We start from the raw sequence: 15,693 nt of genomic DNA, 5'->3' as shown, positions 1-15,693 counted from the left end.
GCCGTCAGCCGTGGCGGGCGCCCGAGTCCCAGACCCAGGCCGCGATGCCGACCCGGTTGTTCACCTTCAACTTCCGCTGCACGTGGGCCATGTGGGTCTTCACCGTGCCGGCCGAGATGAACAGCGCCTCCGCGATGTCGGCGTTGGTCAGGCCGTCCGCGACCAGCCGCGCGACCTCAAGCTCACGCGGCGTCAACTGCTCGACCTTGGGCGCCTTCTTCTGCTTCGGGCCGGCCAGGCTCCGCAGCAGCCGGGTGGTGATCTGCGGGCTGATCAGCGAGTCGCCCTCGACGGCGGCGCGCACCGCCTCGATCAGCAGCGGCGCACCGGAACGCTTCAGCAGGAAGCCGTACGCGCCCGCCTTCAGTGCCGAGTGGACGTACTCGTCGAGGTCGAAGGTGGTGACGATGACGACCCGTACGCCCGGGCTCTCCTCGGCCAGCCGGCGGGTCAGCTCCAGCCCGTCCATCCGCGGCATCCGGATGTCGGCGAGCAGGACGTCCGGCCGCAGCGTCCGCGCGATCTCGAGCGCCTCGTCACCGTCGCCCGCGACCGCGAGCACCTCCATGTCCGGTTGCAGGTCGAGGATGTGTCGAAAGCCTTCCCGCACGGTTGCCTGGTCGTCAGCGATCACGATGCGTGTCGTCATAGGCTGATCCTCGCACGGGGTAGCATCCGAGCACATGACAAATCAACTGGCCAGGATCGGACGCCCAGTTGGCACGGCGTTACTCGCGGCGGTCGCCATCTCGGTTGCGGTGTGGGCGGGTTCACCGGTTTCGGTACTGATCCGGGGCTCGACGACGGTGGCGGTGCTGGCCGCCGCGGTCCTGATCGTGTGGCTGCCGGGGCGACCACGGACCCGGAACCTGGTGACCGTCCCGGCGGCCTGCGCGATCTCGCTGTACGCGACGTTCCGCTACGAGGGCCCCGCCGACAACACCTCGGGGCTCTGGATCCTGGTCGAGTCGGTCGCTCTGCTGGTCACCGTCATGCCCGCGGTGCGCGGGTCCGCTCCGGCGGTCGCCGCCCTGCTGGGGCTGCTCCTGCTGGTGACCGCGACCCTGCTGCCGCTGCGGATCGCGCTGACCCTCGACCCGCCGGCCGGGCCGCGCGAGACCATCGGGCTCTGCGTGGTCTGGGGCCTGGCCGCGGTGGCCGCGGTGGGGGCGTCCTGCTACCTGCGCTCACTGGACAGCCGGCGCAGGCTGGCGGTCACGGAGGAGCGGCGCGCCCAACGGCTGCACGTCGCCCGGGATCTGCACGACTTCGCCGCGCACGACGTGACCGGGGTGATGGTGCTGGCGCAGGCGGCCCAGATGCTGGCCAAGGTGTCGCCGGAGAAGGCGCTGGCGCTGCTCCCGCAGATCGAGAACGCCGGCATCCAGGCGCTGAAGTCGATGGACCGGACGATCCGGATCCTCAGCGAGCTGGAAGAGGACCGCCGGCCGGGCCGGGACGGGGACGGGACGGCGGCGGACGATCCCGAGGAAAGCACGGCGGCCCGGCCCCACTCGCTGGACGAACTGCCGGACCTGATGAACCGGTTCGAGCACACCGGGCTGATCCCGGCCCGGCTCGAACTCTCCCCCGGCGCCGTGGACGGCCTGCCGGAGCTGGTCGACGCCGTCGGCTACCGGGTGGTGATGGAGGCGCTCACCAACGTCCGCCGACACGCCCCCGCCTCGCCCAGGGTGACGGTCACCGCCGAGCGGGTGGCCGACGGCGGCGCCCTGCGGGTCCTGATCCACAACGAGCCGGTTCCGGCCGGCGCCCGGGCGGACGCCGCGGCGGCGGTCGACCGCGAGGGCGGCGGCACCGGCATCCGGGAGCTGCGTCGGCGGGTCGCGGGGCTGGGCGGCGAGCTGACCGCCGGGGCCTGCGCGAACGGCGGCTGGCAGGTCGCCGTCGTCCTGCCGCTGGACGGCATCCCGGCCGCCCGCGACATCGGCGACGGGGCGGGCGCCCCGGCCGGGCACGCTCGGGGCGCTCTCACCCGTCCGGGCGATCAGTCCTCTCCGGATTGATCGACGTCCCTCACCTGATCGGAGGACGGCAGCCGCAGCGAACCCGCCGCCGCGCCGGCCAGCCCGAGCATCGCCAGGCCGACGGCGCAGCCGAGCATCGCCTGGGTGCCGCTCAGCCACTGCGAGAGCAGCCCTCCCAGGGCCGCGCCGCCGGCCTGCGCGCCGCCGTTGAACAGGTTGGTCGCCGAACTCAGCCGGCCGCGCATGCCGTCCGGGGTGAGCAGGATCTGCTGCGTACCGACGACGGTGTACGCGGTCGGCGCGAGGAAGGCCATGGCGGCCAGGAAGCCGCCCCAGACCAGCGCGCCGCTGGTGACGGACATCAGCGGGACGAGCACCGCGAGCAGCCAGATGATCCCGACCACGGCCTGGTAGGGCGTGATCGAGCGGGAGATCCGCGGCGCCGCGAGCGCGCCGATCAGGCCGCCGACACCGAACATCGCGGCCATCGTGCCGACCTTCCCCGGCGAGGCCCCGTTCTGCTCGGCGGCCACGATGACGACCAGGTAGAGCGCCTGGAACAGCAGGTTGAGGCCGAGCAGCAGCAGGGTGGTCGAGCGCATGAACGGCTGGCGCACCAGGAAGGCGAAGCCGGCCACGATGTCACGCGGGATGGTCGAGATCGGGGAGGGCTTGCGCTCCTGCTTCGGCAGCCGGACGAACAGCAGCGTCACGAAGGCCACCAGGTGGGCGACGGCGTCGGCGAGGAACGGAACGGCCCGCCCCAGGCCGAACAGGAACCCGCCGCCCGAGGTGCCGACCAGCTGCCCGAGGTGCATCCGCGCGGTGTTCACCGAGAGCGCCGTGGGCAGTTGCTCGCGGGTCACCACCAGTGGCAGCGAGGCCCGCTCGGCCGGGTCGAACAGGCTGGTGGCCGCCCCGGCGACGGCCGCGGTGAGCAGCAGCAGCCAGGTGGTGACGTGCCCGGTGGCGGCGGCGAGCGCGAGCAGGCCGAGCATCACCGCCCGGGCCAGCACGCAGACCACCATGATCTTCTTGCGGTCCCAGCGGTCCACCAGCGCACCGGCCGGCAGCCCGACGGCCACCTGGGCCACCGCGTTGACCGCGCTCACCGCGCCGGCCACCCCGGGGGAGCCGGTCGTGGCGAGGGCGAGCAGCGGGAAGGCGATGGTGGAGACGTTGAGACCGGTCTCGGAGGCCGTGGTGCCGATCCACAGCAGGTGGTAGACCCGGTTGCGGCGGAGCGGGAGCTCCGGTTCCGTGACGGCCACCGGGCGGTCGGCGGCGGGTGCGAGCTCACTCATCCCCGCACCTCCCGGCACTCGTCGGCGATCGCGCGCAGCACGTCGGCGAACTCCGCGGCCAGCCGCTCCACCGTCCCGTGGTGGTGGACCGCCGGGGAGTAGTACCAGGTGAACTCCAACCGTCCGTCGTGGATCCCGCCGACGATCTCCAACACGTGCTCCATCCGGTCGTCCGGGCCGAGGTCCTGGCCGATCGCGCCGTGCACGGTGTGCACGAGCCCGCTGCCGGGCCCGCCGTCGCTGCGGTGCCGGCCGAGGAAGTTGAACACCACGTCCGGGTCCGGCCCGGTGAGCACGGTGTCCGGGTGCAGGTGGCGCAGCGGGCCGTGGCCCAGGCCCTTGCCGGGGACAGCACACAGCTGCCGCCGCACGATGCGGGTGAGGGCCCGCCAGTCGTCGCCCTCGGGGACGGTGAGGCGGACGGGGTGCACCGCGGTGAACCAGCCGACCGTCCGGGACAGGTCGACGTCGTCGAGCAGCCGCTCGCGGCCGTGGCCCTCCAGGTCGACGGTGACCTCGTCCTCGCCGGTCCAGCGGGCCAGCACCCGGGCGAGCGCGGCGAGCGCGATCTCCTCGACCCTGGTGCGGTAGACGGTCGGCGCGTGCTCGGCCAGCTGGGCCGAGTCTTCTGCGCCGAGCCGCACCCGCACCTCCCGGCCGCCGCCCACGGTGGCGACGCCGTCGAGGTCGCGGGGCACCGGCCGGGCGGCGCCGACCCCGTTCCAGTGGTCGAGCTCGTGGTCCAGCGCGCCGGAGCGCACGTGCTCGACCAGGCGGGCGGACCACTCCTGGAAGGTGGTGCTCCGCGGGCCGAGGTCGACCGGCCGCCCGGCCGCCGCCTGGGTGTGGGCCGCGTCCAGGTCGTCCAGCAGGATGTTCCAGGACACGGTGTCGACCACCAGGTGGTGGACCGTCAGGAACAGTCGGTCGCGGCGGCGTCCACCGGACTCGAAGAGGACGGCGGCGAGCAGCGGGCCGCGGTCCAGGTCGAATCCGGCCTGGGTGGCGCGGGCCTCCCGGTCCAGCAGCGCGCCCAGTTCGCCGTCGGGGGTGGCGGAGGTGTCCACCACCCGCAGCAGCGGCTCGCCGGCCCGGTAGGGCGGGTTCTCCTGGGCCCAGCCGTCGACGGTGCGGGTGTAACGCATCCGCAGCGCGTCGTGGTGCTCGACCAGGCTCTCCAGCGCGGCGGTGAGCGCCGCGCGGTCGGCCGGCGCGCCGAGCTCCAGCAGCACCGACTGGTTGAAGTGGTGCGGGTGGTCGTGGGTGTCGAAGAACCAGCGCTGCACCGGGGTCAGCGGGACGGGCCCGACGGCCGGCGGCCGGCCCTCGGCCGCGCCCTCGCCGATCTCGGTGGCGACGGCGGCGAGTCCGGCCACGGTCTGGTGCAGGAAGACGTCCTGGGCGTCCAGCCGCAGCCCGGCCCGGCGGGCCCGGGCGACCACCTGGATGCTGAGGATGGAGTCGCCGCCGAGGTCGAAGAAGCTGTCTTCGACGCCGACCCGCTCGATGCCGAGCGTCTGTGCCCAGATCCGGGCGAGCAGTTCCTCCTTCCGGTCGCGCGGCGCCACCCGGGCCGCCACGGCGGTGTCCGGTCCGGTCGGCGCCGGGAGCCTGCGCCGGTCCACCTTCCCGTTGGTGCCGACCGGGAGCTGGTCGAGCACCTGGACGGCGGCCGGCACCATGTAGCCGGGCAGGGCGCGGGCCACCGCGTCCCTGAGCACCGCGGGCGAGAGCTCGGAGGCGCCCGACCGGGCGCCCGGGGCCACGTACGCGGCCAGCAGCTCGCGGCCGCCCTCCGGCTTGAAGACCACCACGGCGGCGTCCCCGACGCCGGGCTCGCGCAGCAGCACGGCCTCGATCTCGGAGGGCTCGACCCGGTGGCCACGAACCTTGAACTGCGTGTCGGTGCGGCTGACGAACTCCAGCTCGCCGCCGGCCACCCGGCGGACCAGGTCGCCGGTGCGGTACATCCGGCTCCCGGGCCCGCCGAACGGGTTGGCGACGAACCGCCCGGCGGTCAGGCCGGGCTGTCCGGCGTAGCCGCGGCCGAGCCCGGGGCCGTCGATGTAGAGCTCGCCGGGCACGCCGTCCGGCACCGGCCGCAGGTGGCGGTCGAGGATGTGCAGGCCGACGCCGTTGAGCTCGGTGCCGACCGGCACGGGGGCGCCCGCGGGCAGCTCGCCCGGACTCCACAGGGTGGAGACCAGCGTGGCCTCGCTCGGCCCGTACACGTTGAAGAACTCCCGGCCCTGTGACCAGGTGCGCACCAGGTCGGGCGGGCAGACGTCGCCGGCGGCGGCGACGGTGGGCAGCCGGCCGCGCAGCCGCTCGGCGTCCATCACCGCCAGCAGCGCCGGGGGCAGCACCGCCACGGTGGCGCCGGTCCGGATGATCTCCCCGGCCGGGTCGGGCGCGGGGCGCGGGCTGGTGAGGCAGAGCGCGCCGCCTGCGGTGAGGGTGCAGAACAGGTCGCACACCCCGCCGTCGAAGCTGGCCGGCGCGTACTGCAGCACCCGGCTGTCGGCGGTGATGTCCCAGGCCTCGCGCAGCACCCGGGCGGTCCGGGCGATCGCGCCGTGGCTGATCACCACGGCCTTGGGGCGGCCGGTGGAACCGGAGGTGTGCACCACGTAGGCGACGTGGTCGGCCTCCACCCGGTACGGGGAGCCCGGCTCGCCGGGCAGCGCGGGGCCGGCCGGGGCCACCTCGCCGTCCGACCCGTCCGACCCGTCCGACCCGTCCGACCCGTCCATCCGCAGGACGGTGAACGGCCCCTCGGGGAGCCGCTCTGCCAGGTGCGCCTGGGTGAGCAGCAGCGGGACCGCGGTGCCGCTGATCATCGCGCCGATCCGGTCGGCCGGGTACTGCGGGTCCAACGGCACGTAGCCGCCGCCGGCCTTGAGCACCGCGAGCGCCGCCACCACCATCTCCACCCCGCGGTCGGCGAACACGCCGACCAGGGTGTCCGGGGTGACGCCCCCGGCGACCAGGCGGCGGGCCAGGCCCCCGGCCCGGGCGTCGAGTTCGCCGTACGAAACCTCGGTGCCGTCGTCGGCGACCACGGCCACCGCGTGCGGGCGCTCCTCGGCCCGCCGGCCCACCAGCTCGTGGGCGAGCACGCCGGCTTCCCCGTCCGGATCCCGGTGCCAGCGCCGGGGCTCCGGCACGAGCTCCTCGGCCGGGACGTAGGGGAGTTCGCGCAGCGGGTCGCCCGGGCGCTCGGAGATGCCGCCGAGCAGCAGGACCAGGGCGTCGGCCATCCGGCGGGCGGTGCTCCGGTCGAACAGGCCGACGCTGTACTGCAGGGCGGCGTCCAGGCCGCGGTCGGTCTCCTGGAACTGGAAGGTGAGGTCGAACGCGGCGCCGCCGGTGGGCAGGCCGAACTCCTCGGTGTGGGCGCCGTCGAGGCGCACCGGGCCGCCCGGGGCGTCCTGCAGGACCACCATGGCCTGGAACAGCGGGGTGCGGCTCGGGTCGCGCTCCGGCCGCAGCGCCTCGACCAGCCGGTCGAAGGGCACGTCGGCGTGGGCGAAGGCGCCGTTGACGGACTCCCGCACCCGGCCGAGGAAGCCGTCGAAGCCCTCCTCCCAGTCCACCTCGGAACGCAGCACCAGGGTGTCCACGAAGAAGCCGACCACCTGCTCCAGTTCGGGCCGGTCGCGACCGGCCGAGACGGTGCCCACCGCGATGTCGTCCTGGCCCGACCAGTGCGCGAGCAGCAGCTGGGTCGCCGCGACCAGCACGGTGAACAGCGTCGCGCCGCGGTCCTGGGCGATCCGCTTGAGCCGCTTGGCGGTCTCCGCGTCCACGGCGAACTCCAGCTGCGCCCCCTCGCGGCCGCGCACCGGCGGCCGGGGCCGGTCGGTGGGCAGCTCCAGCGGCTCCAGGCCGGCCAGCCGCTCCCGCCACCAGTCGAGCCGGCCGCTCCCCGCGCGCTCCCAACGGGCACGCTGCCAGGCCGCGAAGTCGGCGTACTGGATGGGGAGTTCCGGCAGGTCGGCGGTACCGCCGTGCCGCCGGACGCGGTACAGCTCGGCGAGGTCGCGGACCAGCACGCCGGCCGAGCGGCCATCGGTGACGATGTGGTGCAGGACCAGGGTCAGCACGTGCTCGTCCTCGGCCAGCCGGACCAGGTGGGCCCGGAACAGCGGACCGGTGCGCAGGTCGAAGGGGGTGGCGCCGTCGGCGCCGACGGCCTCCCGCAGCCGGTCCTCGCGCTCGTGCGCGGGGTGGCCGGCCAGGTCGGTGCGGGCCAGCGCGAAGGGCCGCCCGGCCGGAGCGATCAACTGCCGCCCCTCGCCGTCGACCTGGCCGAAGAGCGTGCGCAACGACTCGTGCCGGTCCACCAGGTCGGCCAGCGCCAGTTCCAGTGCGTCGGCGTCCAACGGGCCGTGCACCCGCAGGCCCAACGGTGAGTTGTACTCGGCACCGGTCCCGCCGAACTGCCCGAGGAACCAGAGCCGTTGCTGGCCGAAGGAGAGCGGCGGGGCACTTTCCCGGCCGACCGGCGCCAGCGCGTCGGCGGGCGCCTCCCGCTCGGCGGCGAGCAGCGCGGCCAGCGACCGGACGGTCGGCGCGCTGAACAGGGCGCGCGGGGAGATCCCGGAGGCCACGTGCTGCCGCAGCCGGGACACCACCCGGATGCTCAGCAGCGAATCGCCGCCCAGCTCGAAGAAGTTGTCCTCGGCCCCGATCCGCTCGACGCCCAGCACCTCCGCCCAGATCCCGGCCAGCAGGATTTCCGACGCGCCCTCGGGGGCCAGGTACTCGCCGCCGAGGGCGAGGTCCTCGGGCGGCTCGGGCAGCGCCCGGCGGTCGGTCTTGCCGTTGGGCAGCAGGGGGACGCGGTCCAGTCCGACGAAGGCCGAGGGCACCATCGCCTCGGTGAGGCCGACGGCCAGTCGGGCCCGCAGCCCGGCCGGGTCGATCCCGGCGCCGGGCACGGCGGGCACCACGTACGCCACCAGCCGGTCCCGGCCGCGGTCTCGGCGGGCCACCACGACCGCCTCGGCCACGTCGTCCAGCGCGGTGAGCGCCGCCTCGACCTCGGCGAGCTCGATCCGGAAGCCGCGGATCTTGACCTGGTGGTCGGCCCGGCCGAGGAACTCCAGGACGCCGTCGGCCGTCCAGCGGCCCAGGTCGCCCGGCCGGTACAGCCGGCCGCCCGGGGTGAACGGGTCGGACAGGAAGTGCTCGGCGGTCAGCTCGGGACGCCGCCAGTAGCCGGCACTCACGCCGTCCCCGCCGATGTGGATGTGGCCGGGCACGCCGACCGGCGCCGGCTCGCCCCGCTCGTCGAGGACGTACACCCGGGTGTTGCCGATCGGGCTGCCGACCGGCACGTAGGCGGCGAGGCGGGCCAGCCGCTCGGGGGTGGGTACGAACACCGTGGAGTCGACGGTGGCCTCGGTCGCCCCGTAGGCGTTGACCACCATGGTGTCCGGGTGGGCGTGCTCCAGCAGCTCGCGGCAGTCGTCGACGCGCCAGCCCTCCGAGCCGACCGACATCACCTGGAAGGCCGGCAGTCGCTCGCCGCGCCCCCCGACCTCCTCGACCAGTGCCCTGGCAAGTGAGGGGACCAGTTCGATCGCGGTACCGCCGACCCGCTCGACCAGCGCGAGCAGCCGGGCAGGGTCGGTGACCAGGTCGGTCGGCACGACGAGCATCGAGCCGCCGAAGAAGACCGAGCGGAGCAGGTCGGCCAGGAAGAGGTCCACCGAGAGGCTGGTGATGGAGACGAAGCGCAACCTGCGTTCCGTCAGGTCGTACAGCTCGTCCCAGGCGCCGGCGATGTGGAGCAGGTTCCGGTGGGTCACCACCACGCCCTTGGGCCGGCCGGTGGAGCCGGAGGTGTACACCACGTACGCCGGGTCGTCCGGCCCGGCGGCGACCTCCGGCGGAGTGTCCGGGCCGGTGTCGGCGACGGACTCGACGGTGACCAGGGCACCGCCGTGGCCGGGCAGCCGGTCGGCGATCGCGGCGTGGCTCAGCACCACCGCCGGCTCGGCGTCCTCCAACATGAACTCCAGCCGCTCGCGCGGGTACGCCGGATCCAGCGGCACGTAGGCGGCACCGGACTTCAGCACGGCGAGCACGGCGAGCACCATGTCGGTGGAGCGCTCCAGGTGCAGAGCCACCCGCTCGCCCGGCCGGGCGCCGGCGGCGACCAAGCGATGGGCGAGCCGGTTGGCCCGGCGGTCCAGCTCCCGGAAGGTCAGCGGAGCGCCGCCGTCCGCCTCCAGGACGGCCACCTCGTCCGGGCGGGCGACGACCTGGGCGTCGAACAGCTCCTGGACCAGCGCCTCGGTGCGGCGCGGGCGCGCGGTGTCGTTCCACTCGGCGAGCAGGGTGTACCGCTCCCCCTCCGTGAGCCAGGGCAGCGCGGTCGGCCCGCGGTGCGGGTCCGCGGCCACGCCCTCCAGCAGGGTGCGCAGCCGGCCGCCGATCCGCTCCACGGTGGCGGCGTCGAACAGCTCGGGATCGTAGGTGAGTTCGATCCGCAGCGCGGTGTCGGCGTGACTGCTGACGGTGAGCGGCACGGTGCTGCTGTCCGAGGAGCGCAGCACCTGGACGCCCACCCCGTCGCGGCCGGTGGCGCCCTCGGCGACCGGGTAGTTCTCGAAGACCACCACGCTGTCGAACAGCCGCTCCCCGGAGGCCAGTTCGGCGCAGCGCCGGACGTCGGAGAGGGCCAGGTAGTCGTGCGCGGTGCTCTCCGCCTGCGCCGCCTGCAGGGCGCGCAGCCAGGCCCCGAGGTCACCGTCCGCCTCCGGTCCGGCCACCCGGGCCCGGACCGGGACGGTGTTGACGAACATGCCGATGCCGCTCTCGATCCCCGGCACCTCGGGGGTGCGCCCGGAGACGACGGCACCGAAAACCACGTCCGGCTCGCCGGCGTGCCGCGACAGCAGGATCGCCCAGGCGCCCTGCATCAGGGTGTTGAGGGTGATCCGGTTCTCCCGGCACCAGTCGGCCAGCACCCCGGTGACCGCCGGATCCAGGGCGAGCTTGTGCGAGCCGGCGGCCCGGGCGCGGTGGTCGGCGGCGGGCTGGCGGTCCACCGGCAGCGCGGTGGGCTCGGCGAAGCCGGCCAGCACCTGCCGCCAGTGCGCCAGGGCGGCCTCGCGGTCCTGCCCGGCCAGCCACTCCAGGTACTCGCGGAACGGCGGCCGGCTGACCGGGAGGGCGGCCCGCCCCTCGACGGCGGCGACGTAGTGCTCCAGCACCTCCTCGAACAGCTGGGCGGTGCTCCAGCCGTCCAGCAGCAGGTGGCTGAACGTCCACAGCTGGTGGACGGTCCGGTCGTCGACCCGGGCCAGGACGATCCGCATCAGCGGCCCGGCGGTCAGGTCGATGCCGCGCTCGCGCTCGGCCCGGACCAGCTCGTCCAGCCGCCGGCCGGGGTCGGGGTCCCCACGCCAGTCGAGCAGCTCGACCGGCAGTTCCAGGTCCGAGCGGATCAGCTGGACCGGCTCGGGCACGCCCTCCCAGCGGACGGTGGCGCGCAGCACGTCGGTGCGCCGGAACACCTCGCGCCAGGCCGCGGCCAGCGCCTCGGCGGCGACCACTCCCTCCAGCCGCAGGGCCAGCTGGTCGACGTAGGCGCCGCCGTCCGGGTCGGTCAGGGTGTGGAAGAGCATGCCGCCCTGCAACGGGGTGAGCGACAGGACGTCGTCCACGCCCCGGCCGTCGCCGACCAGCCGGTCGAGGGCCGCCTGGTCGAGCCGGGCCAACGGGTGGTCGGACGGCGTGCGGCCGCCGGCGCCGGGCTCGGTGCAGTGCGCGATGACGGCCCGCAGGTGCGCCAGCAGCGACTCGCCGAGCCGCCGGACGGTCTGCGGCCGGTGCAGCGCCCGGGAGGTGAACCAGGACAGCGTGAGCACCCCGTCGGAGACGGCGCCGACCACCTCGATCTGCGCGCTCCGCTCGTGGTCGCCGTCCCACTGCGGCCCGCCGTCGCCCAGGTGGGCGCGGTAGAGGGAGCGGGCGGCGAACGCGCCGTCCAGCTGCCCGTGGTAGTTGAAGGTCACGGCCGGCGCGGCAGCCGGGGTGAAGCCCGCCCGGTGGGCGGCCAGCGCACCGTGGCCGAAACCCTTGGCGGGGACGGCACGCAGTTGCTCCTTCACCGACTTCAGTCGCGCGGCGACCCCGTCGCCGGCCGCCACCGTCAGCGCGACCGGGTGGACGGCGGTGAACCAGCCGACCGTGCGGGAGAGGTCGGCACCGGGCAGGACGTCCTCACGCCCGTGCCCCTCCAGGCCGACCAGCACCCGCTCGCGGCCGGTCCACTCGGCGAGCGCGCCGGCCAGGGCGGTGAGCAGCACGTCGTCCACCCTGGTCCGGTAGACCGGCGGGACGTCGCGCAGCAGCGCCTCGGTCTCCTCGGCGGTGAGGGCGAAGTCCGCACGCTCCAGCGAGGCCGCCGTGTTGGACCCCGCACCGTCGGCGGGCAGCTCGAAGGACTCCTCGGCGATCCGCCGCCAGTACGGGAGTTCGTCGTCCAGGCCACCGTCGCGGACGTACTCGGCGAGCCTGGCGGACCAGGCCGCGAACGGGGTGGTCGGGGTGCCGAGGTCGACCGGTCGGCCGGCCCGGGCCTGCTCGTAGCCGGTCGCGAGGTCGTCCAGCAGGATGCGCCAGGAGACGCCGTCGACCACCAGGTGGTGCGCCGTCAGCAGCAGCCGGGGGCCCGCCCCGGCACCCTCGTCGAACAGCACGGCGCGCAGCACCGGGCCGCGCTCCGGGTCGAGGGCGCGACGGGCCGACTCCGCCTCCTCGCGCAGCGCCGCCGCGCGCTCCGGCCCGCCCAGGCCGGCGGTGTCCCGGCGGCTCAGCAGCGGGCCGTCCTGGTGCGCCGCGACCTCCTGCAGCCAGCCGCCGTCCGCGCGGCGCAACCGGGTGCGCAGCGCCGGGTGGTGGGCGACCAGGCCCTCCAGCGCCCGCGCCAGTGCGGCCGGGTCGGTGCCGGGAACCAGCTCCAGCAGCAGCGACATGGTGAACCGGGGGATGTCGACCGCACCGGCCAGCAGCCGGTGCTGCATCGGGGCCAGCGGCGCCGGCCCCTGGTGCTCGTACTGCTGGGCGGTGTCGGCCACGGTGGTGACGCCGGGGGCGATCCGGGCGATGGTCTGCTTGACCAGGATGTCCCTGGACTGGAGCAGGAACCCGGCGGCCCGGGCCCGGGAGACGGCCTGGATGCTGAGGATGGAGTCGCCGCCGAGGGAGAAGAAGTTGTCCTCGGTGCCGACCAGGTCGGCACCGAGCAGCTCGGCCCAGATCCCGGCCAGAGCCCGTTCGACCTCGGTGCGCGGCGGCACGTAGCCGGTGGCCGGCTCCGGCTCGACGGCGCTCTCCGGCAGGGCCCGGCGGTCGGTCTTGCCGCCGGCGGTGCGCGGCAGCGCCGTCAGGAAGGCGAAGGCGGCGGGGACGAGGTAGTCCGGCAGCAGGCCGTGCAGGTGGGCGCGGAGCGCGGCCGCGCCCGGCACCGCGGCGCTCGGCACCACGAAGGCCACCAGCCGCTGAACGCCGGCCCGGCCGGCCCGGGGCACCACCGCGCAGTCGTCCACCGCGGGGTGGGAGCGCAGCGCCGCCTCGATCTCGCCCGGCTCCACCCGGACGCCGTTGATCTTGACCTGGTCGTCGCCGCGGCCGGCGAACTCCAGCCGCCCGTCCGGCGTGCGGCGGACCAGGTCGCCGGTGCGGTACATCCGGGTGCCCGCGGGGCCGAACGGGTCGGCGACGAAGCGCTCGGCGGTCAGTGCGGCCCGGTGCAGGTAGCCGCGCCCGACCGGCGGACCGGCCAGGTAGAGCTCGCCGCGCACGCCGGCCGGGACGGGGCGCAGGTGCGCGTCCAGCACATAGGCCCGGGTGCCGCGCACCGGCAGGCCGAGCTCCGGCGCGCGGGCGGTGTCCACCCGGGCGGCGAGGGTGTCGACGGTGCACTCGGCCGGCCCGTAGAAGTTGTGGGCGGTCAGCCCCGGGGTCGCGGCCAGCTCGCGCCACAGCTCCTCGCCGACCGCCTCGCCGCCGAGCACCAGCACTGCGGGCCGGTGCGGCGCGGCGGGGGCGAGCAGGCCGGCGTCGAGCACCGGGCGGGCGAAGGACGGCGTGAGCTGGAACAGGTCCACCTGCTCGCGCCGCGCGTAGGCCACCAGGTCGTCGGCGTTCAGCCGGGTCTCGCTGTCCACCAGGTGCAGGGTGTGGCCGTCGGCCACCGCCATCAGTGGGTTCCAGGACGCGTCGAAGGTCGGCACCGTGGTCAGCGCGACCCGCAGCGGGCGGCCGAGCAGGGCCGCCGCGGGCCGGAACAGCTCGTCCCGCTGGCGGGCGAACAGGTTGGCCAGCGAGCGGTGTTCGACCACCACGCCCTTGGGCCGGCCGGTGGAGCCCGAGGTGTGGATGACGTACGCGGCGTCCCCGGGGGCCGGGGCGGCCACGGGTTCGTCGTGCCCGTCCCGGGCGGCGACGGCGGCGACCACGGCGGGCTCGTCCAGCAGCAGCCGGGGCAGTTCGGCGGGCACCGCGCCGGCCAGCTCCCCGGTGCCGAGCACCAGCGCGGGCCGGATACCGCGCAGCAGGTCGGCGATCCGCTCGGCGGGCTCCTCGGAGTTCATCGGCACGTACACCGCGCCGGCCTTGAGCACCGCCCAGAGCGCGACCACGAAGTCGGTCGAGCGCGGCAGCACCAGTGCCACCAGGCTCTCCGCGCCGATCCCCAGGGCCCGCAGGTGGCGCGCCAACCGGTTGGCCCGGCCGTTGAGTTCGCCGAAGCCGAGCCGCTCGTCCCGGAACACCAGGGCGGGCGCGCCGGGGGTGGCGGCGGCCTGCCGCTCGAAGGCCTGGACCAGGGTGGCGGGGCCGTCGTCGGCGGTGGCGGCCGCCGCATCCCAGTCGCGGCGCAGCTCGGCCGCCTCCTCGGCGGAGACCAGCGGCAACGCGCGCAGCGGGGTGTCCGGCTGCTCGCCGACCGCCTCGAACAGGGCGACCAGCCGCTCGCCGAGCGCCCGGACGGTCCGCTCGTCGAACAGCGCGGTGCTGTACGACAGGCCGAAGTCCAGCTCGCCGTCGCGCTCCTCGAACTCCAGCCCGAGGTCGACGGTGGCCTCCCAGCGCGGCAGCTCCAGCTGCTCGACGGCCACCCCGGGCAGAGCGAGCGGGGCTCCGAACGCGTTCTGCAGCACCATCATGGTCTGGAACACCGGGGTGCGGCTCGGGTCCCGGACCGGCTCCAGCCGTTCGACCAGCCGCTCGAACGGCACCTGGTCGTGCTCGAAGCCGTCCAGCACGCCGTCCCGCACCCGGGCGAGCAGCGCCGCGAACGGCTCCTCCTCGTCCACCGCGGTGCGCAGCGCGACGGTGTTGGCGTAGAAGCCGACGGCACGCTCCAGTTCGGGCCGGCCGCGGCCGGTGGTGACGGTGCCGACGGTGACGTCCGGCTGCCCGGAGAGCCGGGCGAGCAGCAGCTGGTAGCCGGCCAGCAGCACCGGGAACAGCGTGGTGCCCTCACGCCGGGCGAGGTCCTTGAGCCGAGCGGTCGACGCGGCGGGCACAGCCAGCCGCAGCACGGCGCCGGCCGTGCCGCGGACCGGCGGACGGGGGCGGTCGGTGGGCAGGCCGAGCGGCTCGGCGCCGCGCAGCCTGCTCTCCCAGTAGTCGAGCCCGGCCTTCACCCCGGGCCCGGTCAGCCACTCGCGTTGCCAGAGCGCGTAGTCCGCGTACTGGACCGCGACCGGCTCCGGGCGCGGCGTGCGACCGGCGGCGAACTCCGCGTACGCCGAGCCGAGTTCGTCGAAGAGCACACCCGAGGACCAGCCGTCGATGACGCTGTGGTGGGCGGTGATCAGCAGCACGTGCCGCTCCGGCGCGGACCTCAGCAGCAGGGCACGCAGCAGCGGACCCCGCGCGAGGTCGAAGGGCGTCGCGAGCTCGGCCCGTACGACGGCCGCAACACCGGGCTCCCCGGCATCAGGCTCCCCGGCATCGGCGGCGGGCTCGGCGAGGCGCAGCACCCCGGACGCCGCCGGGTGGACGACCTGGCGCACCCGGTCGCCCTCGACCCGGTAGCTGGTGCGCAACACCTCGTGTCGCTCCACCACCAGGTCCACCGCCCGGGCCAGCGCGTCCCGGTCGAGCGGACCGGTCAGCCGCAGGCCGAAGGCGCTGGTGTACTCGCTGCCCTCGGGGGCGAGGCTGCTGAGGAACCAGAGCCGCTGCTGGCCGGAGGAGAGCGGGACCTCCTCCGGGCGCGGGCCGGCGCCGATCGCGGCGTCCGCCGCGGCGGCGGGCGCTCCGGGCGCGTCCGGGGCCGCTCCCTGGCCGGCCAGCCGCCGCAGCAGCTTCTCGCGCAGCTCGGGCGGCAGCGCCGACAGTCGGTCGGGCCGGGACGTGGGACCGTTCATGCT

The 15,693-nt window shown here is 75.4% G+C and carries 4 protein-coding genes; 1 reads left to right on the top strand and 3 read right to left on the bottom strand.

The window, feature by feature from the left end:
• Positions 1-4 precede the first annotated feature (4 nt).
• A complete protein-coding gene (locus A6F73_RS17835; RefSeq protein ID WP_063348718.1) occupies positions 5-649 on the bottom strand; it encodes a response regulator transcription factor in 645 nt (214 codons plus the stop codon).
• Positions 650-683: 34 nt separating this feature from the next.
• Here A6F73_RS17835 and A6F73_RS17830 point away from each other — a divergent pair, with 34 nt between their 5' ends.
• Positions 684-2,027, top strand: coding sequence for a histidine kinase (locus A6F73_RS17830; protein ID WP_079135783.1), 1,344 nt, complete (start codon positions 684-686; stop codon positions 2,025-2,027).
• Here the strand turns inward: A6F73_RS17830 and A6F73_RS17825 are convergent.
• Both A6F73_RS17825 and A6F73_RS17820 read right to left on the bottom strand, forming a co-directional pair.
• On the bottom strand, positions 2,009-3,292 hold the full coding sequence (locus A6F73_RS17825; protein ID WP_063348716.1) for an MFS transporter: 1,284 nt from the start codon (positions 3,290-3,292) through the stop codon (positions 2,009-2,011). The genes A6F73_RS17830 and A6F73_RS17825 overlap by 19 nt on opposite strands.
• Positions 3,289-15,690 (bottom strand): non-ribosomal peptide synthetase, encoded by a 12,402-nt coding sequence (locus tag A6F73_RS17820; protein ID WP_063348715.1) that lies wholly within the window; start codon positions 15,688-15,690, stop codon positions 3,289-3,291. The genes A6F73_RS17825 and A6F73_RS17820 overlap by 4 nt, the downstream gene beginning before the upstream one ends.
• Between the last annotated feature and the right edge of the window lie 3 nt (positions 15,691-15,693).

The sequence above is a fragment of the Streptomyces sp. MJM8645 genome (assembly GCF_001625365.1).
In the GTDB taxonomy this organism is placed as follows: Bacteria; Actinomycetota; Actinomycetes; order Streptomycetales; family Streptomycetaceae; genus Kitasatospora.
Note: the sequence above shows the minus strand (reverse complement) of the source record. Positions and strands in the feature narration are given on the sequence as shown.

Excerpts from the sequence above, each read along its gene's own strand:
- A6F73_RS17835 (WP_063348718.1), bottom strand. The coding sequence starts at position 649 with ATGACGACACGCATCGTGATCGCTGACGACCAGGCAACCGTGCGGGAA.
- A6F73_RS17830 (WP_079135783.1), top strand. The coding sequence starts at position 684 with ATGACAAATCAACTGGCCAGGATCGGACGCCCAGTTGGCACGGCGTTA.
- A6F73_RS17825 (WP_063348716.1), bottom strand. The coding sequence starts at position 3,292 with ATGAGTGAGCTCGCACCCGCCGCCGACCGCCCGGTGGCCGTCACGGAA.
- A6F73_RS17820 (WP_063348715.1), bottom strand. The coding sequence starts at position 15,690 with ATGAACGGTCCCACGTCCCGGCCCGACCGACTGTCGGCGCTGCCGCCC.